General features: G+C 41.8%; 3 protein-coding genes. All 3 read left to right on the forward strand.

The window, feature by feature from the left end; all coding sequences use genetic code 11:
• The first annotated feature begins 3 nt into the window (after nt 1–3).
• The 3 genes from CDG79_RS13780 to CDG79_RS13790 all read left to right on the forward strand — a co-directional run bounded on the left by CDG79_RS13780 (nt 4) and on the right by CDG79_RS13790 (nt 20,451).
• Nucleotides 4–10,920, forward strand: coding sequence for a non-ribosomal peptide synthetase (locus CDG79_RS13780; RefSeq protein WP_094342617.1), 10,917 nt, complete (start codon nt 4–6; stop codon nt 10,918–10,920).
• 193 nt (nt 10,921–11,113) lie between these two features.
• The gene (locus tag CDG79_RS13785) at nt 11,114–11,728 is read left to right on the forward strand and encodes a glycosyltransferase family 32 protein (protein ID WP_094342618.1); all 615 of its coding nucleotides are present in this window, start codon (nt 11,114–11,116) and stop codon (nt 11,726–11,728) included.
• Between the two features lie 119 nt (nt 11,729–11,847).
• Nucleotides 11,848–20,451 (forward strand): non-ribosomal peptide synthetase, encoded by an 8,604-nt coding sequence (locus CDG79_RS13790; protein WP_223278137.1) that lies wholly within the window; start codon nt 11,848–11,850, stop codon nt 20,449–20,451.

Raw genomic sequence — 20,451 nt, forward strand, 5'->3', positions numbered from 1 at the left:
ATTATGAACGTAAACTTAAAAGAAAAAATCGAAGATATTCTGCCTCTAACTCCTTTACAAAAAGGTTTGCTATTTCATTCTCTTTACGAACCTGAATCTGCGGTTTATTTTCAGCAATTAAATTGCCGCTTAGAAGGAAATGTTTCTGTAGATGCGGTCAATCAGGCATGGCAAACCTTAGTTGATCGCCATCAGATTTTGCGAACCGCGATCATCATCAAAGGACAAAAAGAACCAGTACAAGTATTGTTCAGGGATCTGACTTTTCAGATAGAGCAACAAGACTGGAGCGGTTTGAACCAAACAGATTTAAATAAGCGCTTAGAGGATTTTTTAGCAGCAGATCGCCGCAGAGGATTCGTACTCGATCAACCTCCATTGATGCGAGTTAGTTTGATTCGTCTGAACCAAACATCTTGGCAATTAATCTGGAGTCACCATCATTTGCTTCTCGATGGATGGTCGCAAACCCCATTAATGCAGGAGTTTTTGCACTTACATCAAGCAGTACAGCAAGGAAAAGATATTTCTTTGCCACCAGTTCGCCCTTACAAAGATTTTCTGGCCTGGTTAAAACAAAAAAATCCCCAGGATGCAGAAAATTTTTGGCGCAGCTATATAAAAGGATTTAGCAGTCATACTCCTTTAATGATGATGCCAGCCAGACAACAAACCACTTCGCGAAGCAAAGCGGAACTGAAACTAAAATTAGATCCTGCTGAAACTGCTTTAATCCAAAAATTAGCTCGTCATTGTCAAGTTACCTTAAACACGATTATTCAAGGGACCTGGGCTATCTTGCTTAACCGTTACAGCCGCAACGAGGATATTGTTTTTGGGATTATAGTGGCAGGAAGACCGACGGATCTGAGGGGGATAGAAAGAACTGTTGGTCCGTTTATTAATACTTTGCCATTAAGAGTTTTAGTCTCTGGAGCAGAAAGACTCGATCAATGGTTACAAATGCTGCAACAAAAGCAAGTGGAAATGCGTCAGTTTGAGTACTCCAGTCTCTCGAATATTCAAGAATGGAGCGACGTACCTCGGGGACAACCACTATTTGAAAGTCTGCTGGCCTTTGAAAATTTTCCCTTCGATAAATCTTTAAAAGCAGAAGATTTTGGTTTGGATGTGGCAGAGATATCTTTTTGGGAAACTACCCACTATCCCCTCACTGTGGTAGTAATTCCAGGAGACGAACTGTTATTTAAATTAACTTACAGATCGGAAAGTTTCGATCCGGTAGGAATGGAACTACTCCTACAACACTGGAAGAATCTTTTAATTAATGCTGCAAATAATAATGAAGGGCTTTTAAGTTCTTTGTCCCTTTTTCCTTCGAGGGAACTTCCCGTTGCAGCTAAACCCCAGACAGAAATTAGAAGCGCGGGGGCAACTTTAACGAGTCGTTTTGCTACTGCTGCTAGCAAATATAGCCATCGAGTTGCCCTTGCTTGGGAAGAAGACAATCTTACTTATGAAGAAATAGACATTCTTTCTAACCAAATTGCTCGCTTTTTGCAAAAACAAGGCATAGAACCAGAAAAACGAGTAGTTCTGTGTTTAGAACGCTCTTGGGAACTAATTGTAGCCATGCTCGGCGTAGTTAAAGCAGGGGGGGTTTACATTCCAGTAGATCCCGCTTATCCGAAAGAAAGAATTGAATTTATCGTTTCTGATTGCCAAGCAGAACTAATTCTCACTTCTACCGCATTTGCTTCTCTACTGCCAAAATCCGTATCGGCAATTTGTCTCGATCAAAAAAATGCCCCCTACAAACAAGTAAGTAGCGAACCAGTTGTAACAGCATCTCTGCAATCAGAAAACGGTGCTTATGTAATTTACACCTCCGGTTCCACCGGCAAACCAAAAGGAGTACTCATCACGCAAAATAACGTTACCCGTTTGTTTAGCAGTACGGAACATTGGTTTGAATTCGATTGCCAAGATGTCTGGACATTTTTCCATTCCTGTGCGTTCGACTTTTCTGTCTGGGAAATTTGGGGAGCGTTGCTTTACGGAGGGCGTTTAGAGATTATACCCTATCAAGTTAGCCGCGACTCGAAACGCTTTTTAGAACTCATTCGCGATCGTCAAGTTACCGTACTCAATCAAACTCCATCGGCATTCGTGCAATTATTGCTAGCCGAAGAGCAGTTACCAACTTTAGAACCGACTACTTTGCGTTTGATTATCTTTGGCGGTGAAGCGCTCAATTTATCTACTCTCCAACCCTGGTTTGAGCGCCACGGCGAAGCCAAAACACATCTCGTGAATATGTACGGCATTACTGAAACTACCGTACACGTTACCTATCGCCCGATTAGCCATCAAGATGTAGAAAATACCTCAGCTAGCGTCATCGGCAAGCCAATTCCAGATATTTCCCTTTATGTCGCCGATGCCGATGGTAACCTTCTGCCTCCAGGGGTAGCCGGAGAAATGTATGTCGGAGGAGCTGGAGTGGCGCGGTGTTATCTCAATCGACCAAAAGAAAATGCTTTACGCTTCCTGCCCGATCGCTTCTCTGGAGATGTTAAAGGGCGTTTATATCGTACTGGAGATTTAGGTCGCTTTCTTCCCGACGGTGATCTAGAGTATTTAGGCAGGATTGATCGACAAGTCAAAATTCGCGGTTTTCGGATCGAAATTGGCGAGATCGAAGCGGCGATCGCTAGGGTTTCTGAGGTAAAAGAAAACATCGTTGTGGTTCGCAGCGATGCAAATAACGAAAAACATTTAATTGCTTATTTAGTTTGCTCGACCGACAGTAAACCCACGATTGAAAGTTTGCGCGATCGTCTTCAGCAGCACCTACCAGATTACGCAATTCCCTCTTATTTTGTCTATTTAGAGCGATTGCCCCTCACAGCTAATGGCAAAGTTGATCGTCAAGCACTACCAGATCCTGAGATGGATAGAGCCAATCTCAACACGACTTTTGTCGCTCCAGTCACTCAAGAAGAACTAATACTAGCTCAAATCTGGCAAAAAGTTCTGGGAGTAACCAAAGTAGGACGCTTTGATAATTATTTTGTCTTAGGAGGGGATTCGATCCGCAGCATTCGAGTTTGTTCTTTAGCAGAAGCAGAAGGATTAAAGGTAGAACTTTCACAAATATTTTCTTTTCCCGTACTGGCTAATTTAGCCTCAGCAATTACCCCAGAAGCAGAAAAAGCTGCGATCAATAAGCTCGAACAAGAGCAACCTTTCACGCAAATTGCTCCCGAAGATAGAGCCCAACTTGAAAAGATGGGTGTAGTAGATGCCTATCCCTTAGCACAATTGCAAGCTGGGATGCTCTTTCATAGCAATTACACTGCAAAAGCAACTGCCTACAACGACGTTTTTAGTTTTCGGATTCGCATTCCTTTTCACCTCGAAATATGGCAGCAGGCCTACGATCAAATGTTAGCAAAACATCCAATTTTGCGGACAGCCCTTTATCTGGGAGAATTCAGCCAGCCATTGCAAGTAATTCTTGATCGAGTCTCAGCCAAGATTCAATTTGCAGATTTAATCTCTCAGAGCGAATCGGAACGGGAAAACTACTTGCAATCCTTTATTACCCAAGAACGTCAAACTCAATTTGATTGGCAAAAAGCTCCATTAATGAGGTTTCACCTTCATCTGCTTGATCGCAATCTGGTGCAAGCAACTTTAGCCATACACCATGCTATTCTCGACGGTTGGAGTCTGGCTAATTTTATTACCCAACTTACCACTTTATATTTTCATTTGCTCAAAGGCAAAGTCCCCCTAACCCCTCCTTTGCCACGGAACCTATCCTACGCTAAATTTGTTGCCTTAGAACGACAAGCTATTGCCGACGCCAAACAAAGAGAATTTTGGCAAAAACAACTGGCAGGGATTCCTTTTACTAGGCTACCGCGCCTCCCTGAAACAAAGAAATCGGGAATCTGTAAAATCAATCTCACCTTAAACGATGAAGTTGCTCAGAAGTTGCGATCGCTAGCTCGTCAGTTGGGAATTCCAATTAAAACAATTTTGCTAGCAGTTCATTTGCGTCTTCTTTCTTTCTGTGGGGGAGAAAATGAAGTAGTTACAGGATTGGTAACTAATGGCAGACCAGAAGTTGCAGATGGCGATCGCCTTTTAGGATTGTTCCTCAATACTATTCCTTTTCGCCTCGAACTTCCCAAAGGCTCTTGGCTTGACTTGATTCGTGCTACTTGGAGCGTCGAACAAAAGTTAATGCCTTACCGTCGCTTTCCTTTAGCAGAAATGCAAAGGATTCATCACAATCAATCGCTTTATGAAAGTTCTTTTAACTTTGTCCACTTTCACGTTTATCAAGGACTGGTAGATTTTCCAGAGATGGAGTTAATTGGGACACAATCTTTTGATGAAACCAATATTCCTTTTAGCGTCAGTTGGAGTGAAGAAGTTAGCACTCAAGGGCTGAATTTTAATATAACTTACGATGGCAACGAATTTGACGAAAGTCAAGTCGAGGCAATGGCCAATTACGTATCGAGAATGTGTGCTGACTTAGTTGCCAATCCAGAAGCTAACTATAGCGCAGCAAAAATAATTACTCCAGCAGATAAAAATGTCATTCTTCGAGACGATCTCGACTTGGACTTAAGCCCGCCACCTACTCAAAGGGTGCATGAAATCTTCGCACAAGTTGCAGCCATAAACCCAAATTTACCAGCGATCGCTTACGAAGGGGAAATCTGGACGACCAGCCAATTAAACCAAAAAGCCAATCAATTGGCGAGATTGCTGCGCGATCGCGGTGTAGGTAGCGAGTGCAATGTAGGCATCTGTCTGGAACGCTCTTTAGAGATGGTGTGGGCAATTCTGGCAGTTGTCAAAGCGGGTGGTTGTTATGTGCCGATCGACCCCGACTATCCTGCTGATCGTACCCAGGTCACGATTGCAGATGCTCAAATTAAAATTATTCTCACCAGATCAAATCTAGCAGTAGATTATGGGGATGAGTCTAAAGATCGAGTTATATCTTTAGATCTTCATCAGGACGAAATTGCCAGCCATTCGGCAGAAAACTTAGACATACTAATTCGGGGAGAAAATACAGCTTATATCATTTTTACTTCTGGTTCGACGGGAAGAGCCAAAGGGATTGCTATTTCTCATCATGCTTTAGCTCGGCATATGGAGTGGTTTGTGAAAACCTTTACAGTTGATAAAACTGACGTAATTTTGCAAAAAACTCCATTTAGTTTTGATGCTTCTGTGTGGGAATTTTGGGCAGCTTTAATGACTGGAGCTAAATTAGTGATAGCCAAACCCGGAGGTCATCAAGATAGCAACTATCTGATAAATACGATCAAAGCCAAAAAAGTAACTTTGTTACAAGTAGTTCCTACTCTGCTAGAAATTCTGCTGCAAGAACCTAACTTCCCTCGATGTTCAAGCCTGAGATTGGTATTTAGCGGCGGCGAAGCGCTCAAGCAAAGAGTATGGCAAAAGTTTCACTCAACTCTACCCATTCCTTTAGTCAATCTTTACGGACCAGCAGAAACAACTATTGACGTTGCTTATCACTTTTGTCGAGAGGGAGAAGATACCGATACTATCCCGATTGGCAAGTCAGTACCCAATACTCGTTTATACGTTTTAGACGCCAATCTCGAACTCCTACCGATCGGAACTCCTGGCGAACTTTTTGTTGCTGGAGAGCAATTAGCTCGAGGTTATTGCGATGCTCCCCAACTCAGTGCGGTAAGTTTCTTACCCGATCCATTTTCCGAGCGCCATGGGAGTCGGATGTATCGAACTGGAGATCGCGCCAGATATTTGCCTGACGGTACGCTCGAATTTCTCGGTCGTTTGGATCGACAAATGAAAATTAGGGGTTTTCGCATCGAACCTGGGGAAATTATCGCAGCGATCGAAGCTCAATCTTGGATCTTGCGTGGGGCAGTTAAGGCTGTAGTTTTAGAAGAAGGAGTAAATCGCTTAGTGGCTTATGTAGAGCTAAAACAAGCTCCCGAAAATTGGCAAGTAAGATTGCGTTCTGCACTCAAGCAAGTTCTTCCCGATTTTATGATGCCATCGCTGTTCGTACCGTTGCAGAATTGGCCTTTACTTGTCAACGGCAAGATCGATTTAAATGCTTTGCCCCTCCCAGAATTAGAAAATACGGCGCTGCAAAGAAACTATATTGCACCCCAAAACGAAACCCAAAGAATTTTGAGCGAAATTTGGGAACGAGTGCTGAGAATATCGCCGATCGGTATCGAGGACGATTTCTTTGAACTTGGAGGAGATTCCCTCTTGGCCATGCAAATTGTTGCCAAAGCTCGTGCAATTGGTATTTATTTTACGCCAAGGGATTTATTCAACCATTCGAGAATAGGGGAACTAGCTACACAGACCCGGCGCTCGCAGACTGTAGGCGATACTCAGACAATTCCTGTTACTGGCGAGATTCCCCTCACCCCGATCCAAGAATGGTTCTTTAAACAGTCTCTAATTCGTCCCGCACATTGGAATCAGGCAGTTTTACTAAATTTAAAACCTCAATTCCCTCTTGATCGATTAGAAAAGACTTTGCTGCAAATTGCCAAAAATCACTCAGCCTTTAGCTTGCGATTCTCCAAAACTGCCAACGGCTGGAAACAGCAATTAGTAGCAGAATCAGACTTATTTGGTTTCGATAAGATCGATCTTAGAGCAATTTCCGAGGCAGAAATACCAACACAAATTACGACGATCGCTAGTAAATTTCAGGCTCAACTCAATTTAGAACGCGGGCCTTTATTTAGAGTAGTCCATTTTCAGACTAAAACACAAGATAAACTACTGCTGATTATTCATCATTTAATTGTAGATGGGGTATCTTGGCGCGTTATTTTACAAGACCTAGCTATGTCTGAGGAGGTCATACCTAGCAAATTTGCCGGATTCCATCAATGGGCCTTGCGACTCGATTATTTGACTCAGAATTACCAAGATCGAGAAAATTTGCATTTCTGGCAGCAACAAAGAGTAGATAATCCCTCTTTACCTCTAGATTTTCCTGACGCCTTGTCAGAAAATAAAGAAGCTTCCGCCGGGGAAATTCAATGTAATTTTAGCAAGCAAGAAACCTCTAGTTTACTTTACGAACTGCCTCGCACTTGCCAAGCCCGAATTCAGGAAGTTTTATTAACAGCACTCCTAGCAGCAATAACCGATTGGACTAATCGCTCAGAGATGGCGATTGCCCTAGAGAGCCACGGACGAGATAGTGATTTAAGCGACCTTGAAGTTTTTGATGCGGTGGGATGGTTCACTTGCCTTTTCCCGTTCCGATTAGAAAAAAGCAGCAATGACCCCCTAGTAAACCTGGCAACCGTCAAAGAGCAGTTTCAGAAACTACCCTACAACGGATTAGATTATGGAATACTGAGTTGCCAACTGCAATTGGCTCCTACTTTGCCGCCAATTCCTCAAGGGATCATCTTTAATTATTTAGGACAATTCGACGATAATTTTCCCACAACCGCACCATTCTCTCCTGCTGACGAAGATACTGGCTTCTCTCGCGATCAAGAAGCAATACGTCCGTTTCAACTAGAAATTATTGGTTTAATTGTTAACGGAAAACTACAAATCCGCTTTGTCTACAGCAAAAATTTACATCGTCAAGCAACTATTGAAAAGTTAGCAGATAACTTTTATCAACATTCACTCGCTCTGTTAACAGCAAGTCGTTTGCAAGAATATACTTCCACTCTGACAGAAGTAGAAGATATTTATCCCCTGACATCGGTACAAGAGGGAATTTTATTTCATAGCAACTACGAATCCTCAAACGGTCTTTATTTGCAGCAGTTGACTGGTGAAATTGAGGGAATTGTAGGTATCGCAGCATTTCAACGAGCTTGGCAGTGCTGTGTTGATCGCCACCCCAGTCTGCGTGCTGCTTTTATTTGGCGAGATTCACCTCAACCCCAGCAGCAAATCCAGCGACAAGTAATTTTGCCTTTTGTTTCTCAAGATTGGTCTGCCATCACCGAAGACGAAATTGAGAAGAAATGGGCTAAATTGCTAGAAACAGATCGCCAGCAGGGTTTTTCTCTCGAAATAGCACCCTTAATGCGGCTCGTGTTAGTCCAACTTGAAGAGAGAAAATGGCGATTTTTATGGACTCACCATCATCTACTTTTAGATGGCTGGTCTTTGCCCATTGTTTTTCGCGACGCGATCGCTTTTTACCAGGCAGAAATCACAGGAATAAGCGCTCGACTTCCCCAACCGCCCCTGTATCGCAAATTTATCCACTGGTTACAGCAACAAGAATCTACCTCGGCTGAGTCTTTCTGGAAATCGATTATGAAGGGTTTGTCAGGAGCAACCAGTTTAGGATTAAAAGCTACCTCAGCAGAAGATAGAACCTACTCTCAAACCTTATCTCAACAAACTTACGCCCAACTTCAAACCACGGCTCGCAAGTATCGAGTTACGATTAACGTTCTAGTGCAAGCAGCTTGGAGCATTCTTTTAAGCAAATATAGCAGTTCTGAAGATGTAGTTTACGGCATTACAGTGTCAGGGCGACCTCCACAACTGGCAAATTCTGGAGAGATGGTCGGTCTGTTTATTAATACCTTGCCCTTGCGAGTGCAATTAAATAATGCTAAAGCTGTCGCTGATTGGTTGCCAACAATTCGCGATCCCCAGTTGGAAATCAATCAATATTCCTTCAGTCGCTTGGTAGATATTCATGGCTGGAGCGAAATCCCTCGGGGACAACCTTTGTTTGAGTCAATCCTCATTTACGAAAATTATCCAATCGCCGATACTTTGGGAGAAAATACCGGAGACCTGGCGATAGTTTCGGTTCGCTCTTTAGAGAAAAACAATTATCCCGTTACCGTTTATGCCCTACCCGGACGAGAATTTACCTTCGAAATTGCCTTCCAACAAGGAATAGGTAGCCCAGAGCAGCGACAACAACTACTCGATCGTTTTATCGATATTCTCGAAAAACTAGCCGCTCCTGACCTAGAATTTCTTGGGGAAATAGGACTATCAAAAATTCAACTAGAGCCAGCAAGCAAACAATTTGACTCAAATCTCTCTGCTTCCCCAGCGATCACCGTCAACGAACTTTTTAGTCGGCAAGCCTCTTTAACTCCAGATGCTCCAGCAGTTCTGTGGGGGATAACCTGGTTAACTTACGCTGAACTGGAGCGCCAATCTAACCAAGTTGCCCATCGGCTTCTTCTTTTGGGAATAAAACCAGAAACTCCAGTGGCAATATGCTTAGAGCGGCACTCCAAGCTCCTTGTCGCCCTTTTCGGTATTCTCAAAGCCGGAGCTGCCTTTGTGCCTCTCGACCCGGCATTTCCCCGCGATCGCTTAGATTTCATGCTCTCGGATAGCGGTGCGGCAGTTATCGTCACCGAAACAAGCATTGCTCCTGAGCTCCCCGAATCTTCGGCATCGATACTTTTAATCGACTCGGAAGAATTAACAGTTCCAGAAGCAGAGCATACACTACCAGAAATTACCCGCAGCGATCGCCTCGCTTACATCATTTATACTTCTGGTTCTACGGGACAACCCAAGGGAGTGCAAATATCTCATAGTTGTTTAATTAATTTCCTCCTCAGTTTCCAAAAACAACCCGGAATTACCTCTGCCGATACTTTAGTTGCAGTTACTACTTTATCCTTCGATATTTCTCTGCTAGAACTGTTTCTCCCTTTAATATCTGGAGCGCGTCTAGTGATAGCTGATCGCGAAACGGCTAGAGATGGAGGGAAATTGGCTCGATTGCTAAAATCTTCTGGAGCGACGGTAATGCAAGCAACTCCAACCACTTGGAGACTGCTTCTAACTGCCGATTGGCAACCCAACCTTCCCTTCAAAGCTTTTTGTGGTGGAGAAGCCATGTCCGTAGAACTAGCAACATCTTTACTTAAAGAAGGAGTAGAGTTGTGGAATGTTTACGGCCCAACTGAAACCACCATCTGGTCTGCTATTAAGGTAGTTAAACAGCCAGAGGACTCAGTTTCAATTGGTCGGGGTATTGCCGAGACTTCTCTCTATATTCTCGATTCTGCCGGCCATCCCGCTCCAGAAGGGGTTGTAGGGGAGTTATTTGTTAGCGGAGCCGGACTGGCAAGGGGTTATCGTAACAGACCCGATCTGACTGCAGAACGGTTTGTTCCCAATCCTTTTGGCAGCCAACCAGGAGAGCGAATGTATCGCACTGGCGATCTAGCCAGGTTTTTAAGCGATGGAACAATAGAGTTTTTGGGGAGAGTCGATTTTCAAGTAAAAGTTCGCGGTTTTCGCATCGAACTCGGAGAAATTGAAACCGTTTTAGAAACTCATCCAGCAATTTCCCAAGCGATCATATCGACAATAGCAGATGTGGCAGGAGATAAGCGGCTGGTTGCTTATTTGGTGGCTACATCCTCCAGAGAACAACCAAGCCCTGAGGTTCTGCGATCGTACTTGTCAAATAAACTGCCTGATTATATGCTGCCATCGGCTTGGATCTTCCTTGATCAGATGCCTTTAACTCTCAATCAAAAAGTTAATCGTCGCGCTTTGCCTCTACCTTCTGTCCCAGATACTAGTGCTAATTACATCGCCTCTAGAAATGCTATAGAAGAAGCACTGGTGCTGATTTGGCAAGAAATTCTTCAGGTTCAGAAAGTAGGAGTTAAAGACAATTTCTTTGAACTGGGGGGACACTCTTTGATAGCTGCTCAAATTTACGCTCGAATTGAGAAAATTTTTGCGATCGATCTTTCTTTAAGAGAGTTATTTGAGTCTCAAACAATTGAAAACATAGCGCAGCTTATTGTCAGGAGAGAAAAGGCATCGAATCAGACTGAAAAAGTAGCCAAAGTGTTTTTAAAGATGAAAAAAATGACCCCTGAAGAAAAAGCTGAAATTTCACAAAAGAAAAAACACCAAACTAACTAAATAGTTTTTGTTTTAACGATTTTTTCTTAACAAGATTATTTTAGGAGTTTCTAAATTATGAACAAGATTCCCAAAATTATTCATCAGATATATTATCAAGGCGAAGCAGCTATTCCCCCCAATTATCTTAGTTATCGCCAAACTGTTTAGATATTCACCCAGATTGGAAATATTATTTCTGAGATGAGAAGAAATGCCGAAGCTTTTGGAACAGAATTATCCTTGTTTTTTAGAAGTATATGATGCTTATCCATATTTCATTCAACGTTGCGATGCTATTCGCTATTTTCTTCTGTATCATTATGGAGGTTTTTATATAGATATAGACATAGAATTTCTCAAACCTATAGACGATTTGCTAGAAGACTATGAATTAATATTTTCAAAACTTGTGGGATTTAATAATGCTATTATGGGCAGTATTCCTCAAGACCCAATTTGGACGAAAGTCTTTGAAGAATTAGATAAACGTAAGTCAGGAAGACGTGAAAAAATCAATCCATTTATTTTATTTGGTAACAGTGAAAACTACGTGTGCTATAGCACCGGATCTATATTATTAAACGATTGCCTGGTTGCAGAAAAATATCACGAAAAAAGTACAGTTTGTCTTTGTCCTGGATATATTTTTGAACCAGATTTACCTATGGAAATAAATGGAGAAATTGTCAAATGGAAAGACAAGAGAAACTCTTATTCTATTCATCATATGACTGGCAGATGGCTTTTAGCATACAGTAAATTCATCAGCTTAATTTTTGACATTTATGCCAATATATATTGGAAAATTAGTGGATTATTTTTTTAAAATGAAGCACAGGGTGTATAAATTTGTCTTAAGATTGAAGTAGTTAATGCCGAACTTTTACGTCTAACCTAAACACAAAACAACAACAATTATTGTGTTCAATATTTGAGCGAGGAATAATGAATTTTTCAGAAATAAATGACTTAGAACTTTTAGAATTGCTCTTAGAAGAAGAAGGAATTGAATTAACCTCAGAGCAATCGCCGATCTTGCGGCGTGGATTGACACGAACTCCTGCTTCTTTTCAACAAAGACGATTGTGGTTTCTTTACGAGTTAGAACCAACTTCTTCGGCTTATAATATATGCTCCATTTTTCGATTGGACGGTTCGCTACAAATACAGGCTTTAAAACAGGCATTTAAACAATTACAGCAGCGACATGAAAGCCTTCGTACCACCTTCGTAGCAATCGATGGCGAACCGTGGCAACACATCCATCCTGAAGTTTTAAGCGAACTAGAGATTGAAAACTGGAGCGAACTTCCCGCAGATGAAATCGGAAAACAGATATCGACAATAAAAGCTTCTGAAGCAGGATATTCGTTCGATCTCCAAGCAGGTCCGCTGTTTCGAGCTAGACTCTTGCAACTCGAACCAGAAAAACACTTGTTGAGTCTAACTCTCCATCATATTATTGCCGATGGATGGTCGATCGGTATTATTCTCGAAGAATTTGCGTCTCTCTATGAATCGATTCTCAAAAGAGATAAAAGTTCACTGCCAGAATTAAGAATCCAATACCCCGATTACTCGATTTGGCAACAAGAGAAAATAGCTGATTCAGTTTGGGAAGAACATCTTTTTTATTGGAAAAAACAACTGGCTCAATTACCAATCCTCCAATTTCCCACCGATTTTCCTCGACCTGCCTTGCAATCATTCCAAGGTGATCTGGTTGAGTTTACTATAGCTCCAGAATTGACAAATGCGATCCGCAGTTTTAGCCAAGAAGAGAATGTCACCCTTTTTACGACTCTCATGGCTGCTTTTCAGACCTTTCTGGCACGTTATTCCGGGCAAGAAGATATTACTGTCGGTACTTCCATCGCCAATCGTCCGGGAATTGATACCGAAAGACTAATAGGTTTTTTTGTAAATACCTTAGTAATTCGCACCGATTTGTCTAGAGAACCTAGTTTTCGGACTCTGGTAAGCAGAGTTAAGAAAACAGTCCTAGAAGCGTTTGAACGTAGTGAAGTTACTTTTGAAACCTTGGTTGATCGCCTGCAAGTAGAACGAGATACCAGTCGCAATCCTTTATTTCAGATCGCCTTTACCCTGTTAAATGCTCCCAAACCTAAGTTCGATCGAGGCAATTTAGAAATAACTTCTATAGGAAGTCAAAATGCTGCTCGTTTTGATTTAGAACTTTTTGTTATCGAAGCTGAAGACAGTTTGAGCGCTGTTTTATCTTACAACATTAATTTATTTACCCGAGAGACCGCAGCACGTTTCGCTCGTCACTTCTGCGAATTACTAAAAAATTTAGTAGCCCAACCAGATACACCAACCTGTCACTTACCAATTTTACTTCCTGAGGAGTACAAGCAATTAATACCTTCTGGGCCCCGTAAGAATTTTCCTGTAGACTACTGTCTGCACCAAGCCTTCAGCCAACAAGTAAATTTGCATCCTGATCGTCAAGCTGTCAGTTTTGGAAACCAATCTTTAACTTACAAACAACTAAACGAACAAGCCAATCAATTAGCCCTTTATCTGATCGATCGCGGTGCTAAACCAGAATTGCGAGTGGGATTGTTGGTAAATCGCTCTCTAGAAATGGTAATAGCCATCCTAGCCATTCTCAAAGCTGGTGCTGCTTACGTTCCCATCGATCCTCAATCACCCCAAGAGCGAATTGCCTACATTTTAGAAGATAGCGGGGTATCGTTTTTGCTAACTCAGGTGGAGTTTGCATCCCAACTTCCATCCCAGAAGACTCCCTTGATTTTATTGGAAAATTGCCAGCAAGAGATTTCCAAACAAAAAACTACTGATCCAGAAATAGCAATTAGTTCAGATAACGCCGCTTACGTTATTTATACTTCTGGTTCTACAGGAAAACCCAAGGGAGTTATCGTCACTCATCGCAATGTGGTGCGTCTGATGTTGGCAACTCAAAAATGGTATAACTTCAACAACAAAGATGTCTGGACTCTATTTCACTCTTGTGCTTTCGATTTTTCTGTGTGGGAAATTTGGGGCGCTCTCTTCTTTGGCGGACATTTAATTATAGTTCCTCATTCAGTAACTCGATCGCCAGAAGAATTTTACAATTTACTTTGCGACGAGGGTGTAACAGTTTTAAATCAAACACCTTCTGCTTTTCGCCAACTAATTCAAGCCGAAGAAGTACTTTGTCGGGAAAGCGAAGTCAACTTGCGTTATGTCATTTTTGGCGGAGAAGCCCTAGATTTATCAAGTCTCGAACCCTGGTTTGAGCGCCACAGCGATGATTTTCCCCGTCTGGTAAATATGTACGGAATTACCGAAACCACGGTTCACGTTACTTATCGTCCCATTCGTTGGCGCGATGTCAAAAAAGCTAGAGGCAGCATTATTGGCGAACCAATTCCCGATCTTTGCCTTTATCTTCTTGATCGCTACGGTCAACCAGTTGCTACAGGAGTTACGGGGGAAATTTACGTAGGTGGAGCAGGAGTTGCTCGGGGTTATTTAAATCGACCGGATTTAACTGCGGAGCGCATGGTGCCTAACCCAGCCAGTTCTGAAGATCAGGATCGCCTCTACAGAACTGGGGATCTGGCGAGATATCTTGCTAATGGGGAATTAGAATATTTAGGACGTAACGACCATCAAGTTAAGATTCGCGGTTTTCGCATCGAATTAGAGGAAATTGAAGCAGTTTTACAAACTCATCCTGGGGTTCGCCATAGTTGCGTTATTCCTTGGGAGCAACACCAAGATGATGTGAGAGTGATCGCCTACATCGTACCCCAAACTGACCCAGCTAAAATCCCTGGATACGAAAATTTAATTACAGAACAAATCCAAGAATGGCAATATACTTTCAACGAAACTTATCGAAGTAGGGAAACTGAGATCGACGCAGCATTTCATATTGCAGGTTGGAATAGCAGTTATGATGGCAAAGCTATCCCTGTTGGAGAAATGCGCCAGTGGCTCGACAACACTTTAGCTCAGATAAGATCCCTAAAACCAATTAAAGTGTTAGAAATTGGTTGCGGTACGGGTATGATTCTCCTCAACATTGCCGCCGAAGTTGATTCTTACTGGGCTACGGACTTTTCTTCAGAAGCAATCGGTAGGTTGCAAAAAATCCTGCATCAAGGTCAATGGAATCAAGTTCGCTTGCAACAACAAGAAGCGAATAATTTTAGCGGTCTTCCCCAGTCATACTTCGACACTATTATTATCAATTCGGTAGCTCAATATTTTCCTTCTCTAAAGTATTTGCAGCAGGTAATTGCTGGAGCATTGGATTTACTAGCTCCAGGAGGAAGTTTGTTTATCGGTGATAATCGCCATTTATTGCTCTTAGATTGCTTTTATGCTAGCGTTGCTTTCAAGCGGGAAGCAGATGATACTAACCGAGAAGATTTTAAGCAAAAGGTGCGACTAATTGCCGAGAATGAAAACGAATTAACTCTCGATCCGATTTTCTTTGCTGATTTGCCGCGAACTTTTCCTGCCATAGCTGGAGTAGAAATTTACTTGAAACGGGAAAAGACAAATAACGAAATGACTAAGTACCGTTACGACGTAGTATTACACAAGCAAGGAGAGCGCAAAGATAACAAAGATGCAGTCAATCCCATTTGGTTTGATTGGCAGACCGAAAATTGCCGATTGAGCGACGTGCGTGATCGGCTACGCCGCACCGAAGGTGATAGCTTATCCAAAGAACAAAATTTTGCTATTGGTTGGCGCGCTATACCAAATGCTCAGTTGGTGCGAGACGAAAAAATTTGCCATTGGTATCGCGATCTAGAAGATTGCGCTACCGTACGAGAGTTGCGGAATTTGCTTGATCGCGATACCAATACAGGTGTAGTTCCTGGAGACTTCCACGATCTGGCTGTAGAAATTGGTTACGAGGTAATTATTACTTATTCTGCCGATGGCGATCCTAGTTATTTTGATGTTTGCTTTTATACAATCAGAGAGGGATTAGAAAAACGTCGCTGTCCGATTATTATGCCTCTGGTGACCAGAGACAGTAGCGATCACTCTAATTATTACCTCAATCCTCTCAAAGGACGTTTTGCTAAAGCTTTGATTGACGAGCTAAAGGAGCAAGCCAGCAAGCAACTTCCCGAATATATGAGACCTGGGGCTTATATGCTGTTAGATCGCTTGCCCATAACCTCTAACGGAAAATTAGATCGTCGTTCTTTACCCTTACCAACTCCAACCAGAACAATTGCTCGGAAATCTTTTGTTGAGCCACAGACTTCAACTCAAAACAGGTTGTGTCTGTTGTGGAGCGACGTTCTCGGCCTCGATCATCTCGGCATTACAGACAACTTTTTTCAGTTGGGTGGTCACTCCCTCTTAGCTACCAAGCTAGTTTCTCGGATTCGAGAACTGTTCGACATAGTCTTGCCTTTGCGAGCCATTTTCGAGCATCCTACGGTTATCGAGCTAGCCGAAGAAATCGATAAGCTGCTATCTCAGAGCGATCAAGATGACAATCTAGCAAAAGACGCGATCTTGCCGATTAAAAATCGCCATAACCTGCCTCTTTCTTTTGCACAACAAAGACTGTGGTTCCTCGATAAATTAGAACCCCATAACCCAGCTTATAACATTGTTGTTGGCTTCCGTATCGACGGAGATTTAAATCAACAAGCCCTACACCAAAGCTTACAAGATATCATCAACCGCCACGAAATATTACGCACCAACTTTTCTCAGGATAATTACGGTAATCCGGTTCAAGTTATTCATCAGTCAAATCAAATACCGCTTGTTACGACCGATTTAACCCACATACCAGAATCCGAACAAGAAAAGCAGATCCAAGAAATAGTTTCACAACAAGCTTTACATCCATTCAACTTAGAAACTGATTTCTTACTGCGCTTATATCTCTACAAATTAGACGAACATACCCATGTATTTGTAGCGGTGATGCATCACATTATTTCCGATGCTTGGTCATTTGGAATCATAGTTAAGGAATTATCTCAATTTTACACCGCCTTCTGTCAAGGTAAAATACCATCCTTACCACCACTTTCTCTACAATATGCTGATTTTGCGCACTGGCAACGCACCACCTTTGAACAAACCCAGCTACAGCAACAACTTGATTATTGGAAACAAGAACTCGGTGGAGACATCCAACCCTTAGAATTACCGATAGATTACTCCCGTCCGACGATTACCAGTTACCAAGGAAAGGGAATATCCTTTGTCGTTGAACCCCAGCATTACCAAAGTTTAAAAAAATTATGCGAATCCCAGCGTGCAAGCATATTTATGGGATTGTTGGCAGTATTTAAAATCTTGTTAATGCGGTATTCCGGACAACACGACATCTTAGTAGGAACCCCAATTGCTAATCGCAATAATCGGCAAATAGAAGATATCATAGGCTTTTTTGTCAATACTTTAGTTATTAGAACTGACCTCAGCCATAATCCCTCATTCACAGACTTACTCGCTCAAATCAAAGAGAAAACCTTACAAGCTTACACTCACCAAGATATGCCCTTTGAAAAACTTGTAGAAGAACTGCAACCGGAACGAGATATTAGCCAAAATCCTTTATTTCAGGTAATGTTTGTTTTGCAAAACACCCCCATAGGAAACATGGATTTACCTGGTTTAAGTTTAACTCCCCTAGAAATGGAAAGCACCACCGTTAAATTTGATTTGAGCTTATCGATGTCGGAAACAGAAGCAGGACTAGAGGGAATATGGGAATATAGCACCGATTTATTTGATAGTGCGACAATTACTCGGATGATAGAGCATTTCAAAACTTTGCTCGCGGGAATTGTCAGTAATCCTCAATTGCAGTTACAGGAATTATCTTTATTAACAACCACAGAACAGCATAAGTTACTACGAGAGTGGAATAATACTCATAAAGAGCGTTTGCAGAGTTTATGTATTCATCAGTGGTTTGAAATACAAGTAGAAAAAGACCCAGATGCTGTTGCGGTAGTGTGGCAAGAACAAGAATTAACCTATGGAGAATTAAATACTAAAGCCAACCAATTAGCGCACTACCTGCAATCTTTGGGAGTAAAACCAGAAATGCTGGTGGGTATCTGCGTCGAACGGTCATTGGAAATGGTTGTGGGATTGCTAGGAATTCTCAAAGCTGGTGGAGCTTATTTACCTTTAGACCCCAGCTATCCCCAAGCGCGTTTAGCTTTTATGTTAGAAGATTCTCAGGTATCGGTGTTATTGAGCCAACAGAAGCTAATTGCTGAACTTCCAATACATCCAAGCCGCGTAGTTTGTTTAGATGCAAACTGGGAAGCCATTTCTCACCAAGCTACAAAAAATCTAAATTGTCAAGTTGAACCAGGAAACTTGGCTTACATAATTTATACCTCCGGCTCTACCGGAAAACCCAAAGGAGTAATGATTCAACATCAAGCTTTAGTTAATTATACTGAGGCAAGAATCATTGAATGCGAGTTGAGCATTGGAGACAAAGCCCTAAATTTTGCTTCTATTAGCTTCGATGGCGCAGTTGCGGAAATCTTTTCCGCCCTGGTTTCTGGTGCAACCTTAGTACTGCGTACCGATAAAATGTTAAGTTCCGTATCTACATTTATCCAAAAGTGTCGGGATTATCAATTAACAGTAGTGGAATTACCGACAGCGTACTGGCATCAACTAACTTTTGAACTAGGAAAAGGCAACTTAGAACTACCACCATCGTTAAGAATGCTAGTAATTGCAGGGGAACGAGCAATTCCAGAACGGGTAAATTTGTGGAAAAAAACTGTTGGCGAATATCCCCGACTTGTGAACGAGTATGGTCCTACAGAAGGGACTGTATCAGCAACAAGCTGTAACTTATCCACATTCAACTTAATAAGACTTGATGGACGACAGGTTCCTATTGGCAAACCACTACAAAATTATCAAGTTTACCTACTAGATAAAAGTTTACAGCCAGTTCCCATTGGCGTACCTGGAGAATTGTATATCAGCGGTATTGGACTTGCAAGAGGTTATTGCCATAGAGCAGATTTAACTGCCGAGAAATTCATTCCTAATCCCTTTAGCGAGCAACCAGGAAGCCGCCTTTATAAAACCGGCGATTTAGCCCGATACGAAACCGATGGTAATATTGAATACATCGAACGGGTTGATTATCAGGTAAAACTGCGCGGCTTCCGCATCGAATTAGGAGAAGTTGAAGCTGCATTAAACCAACATCCACAAGTACAGGAGACTCTAGTTGCTATCCGAGAAGACGAACCAGGTAATAAACAGCTTGTTGCTTATATTGTCCCTTACGAAAATGCGCCTAACTCGATTACACTGCGCCAATTCCTCAAAGATAAATTACCTGCATATATGGTACCTGATGTATTTGTAATTATATCAATCTTACCATTGACTCCACACGGTAAGATTGATAGAAAAGCATTATCTGTAACCACTTTTAATAATCTTGTAAATTCTGGAAACTGCATTCTACCTCGCACAGGATTAGAACATCAATTAGTGAAAATATGGGAAGAAGTACTTAAAATCAGCCCTATTAGCGTCACCAATAATTTCTTTGACTTAGGCGGACATTCTCTGTTAGCAATCCGTTTAATTACAGAAATAGAAAAGCAGTTAGGTTATACCCTTCCTGTATTGAGCTTTTTCCGAGAAGGAACCATAGAAAAGATTGGATTATATCTAGAAAATAATCGAGAATCGGCTGATTCTGATGTTTTACTTCCCCTGCAAATAAAAGGAAATCAAACACCCCTATTTCTAGCTCCTCCGGCAAGTGGGTATGGTTTAGTTTATTCGTATTTAGCAAATCGATTAGGTATCAATCAACCAGTTTATGCTCTACAATCCCCAGGTTTGGATGGCAAACAACGGACTTTAAATAGCATCGAAGCTATGGCTTCCACTTACATCAAAGCAATTCGAGAAATACAACCTTCAGGTGCTTATTTAATTGGAGGTCATTCTTTAGGCGGATTAATAGCTTTTGAAATCGCCTCTCAATTAGAAGCAGCAGGTGAAAGTGTAGAAAATCTCCTGATTATCGATACTCATCCCCCATTACCTGATAGTAAACCTGAGATAATCGCAGATGATGACATTGCTTCACTCATCATTTTTGTCGAAAAAGTTGGACTTCACTTTAACGCAAAAATCAAACTTAATTACGAAGATATGTCAGTTTTGGATGAAGTACAAAGATTAGAATATGTGCTGCAAATTTTGCGACACTATCAACTTGTGCCTCCCAATTCAGGTAAAAACCTTGTTTCCGGATCAGTTAACGTTTTTAAAGCTAATTCTCAAGTAAGTCTTAGTTCTCAACCCAAAGCAATTAACGCTCCAATCTCCTTATTTAAAACCGAAGCGCTAGCAAAACAATTTCCAAACAACTTAACTTTAGGTTGGGATGAATTAACCACCCAACAAGTTTACATCCGAACAGTAAAAGGTACTCACGATAGCCTTTTGCAAGAACCATCAGTTAGCGAACTCAGCGCAGCTATCCAAGAGATTTTAAAGGCTAATTCTGGATTTTAA

It is taken from the genome of Nostoc sp. 'Peltigera membranacea cyanobiont' 232, from assembly GCF_002245985.1.
Taxonomy (GTDB): Bacteria; Cyanobacteriota; Cyanobacteriia; order Cyanobacteriales; family Nostocaceae; genus Nostoc.

What these genes read in the sequence shown, in the direction of transcription:
- CDG79_RS13780 (WP_094342617.1), top strand. Translation starts at nt 4, where the DNA reads ATGAACGTAAACTTAAAAGAAAAAATCGAAGATATTCTGCCTCTAACT.
- CDG79_RS13785 (WP_094342618.1), top strand. Translation starts at nt 11,114, where the DNA reads ATGCCGAAGCTTTTGGAACAGAATTATCCTTGTTTTTTAGAAGTATAT.
- CDG79_RS13790 (WP_223278137.1), top strand. Translation starts at nt 11,848, where the DNA reads ATGAATTTTTCAGAAATAAATGACTTAGAACTTTTAGAATTGCTCTTA.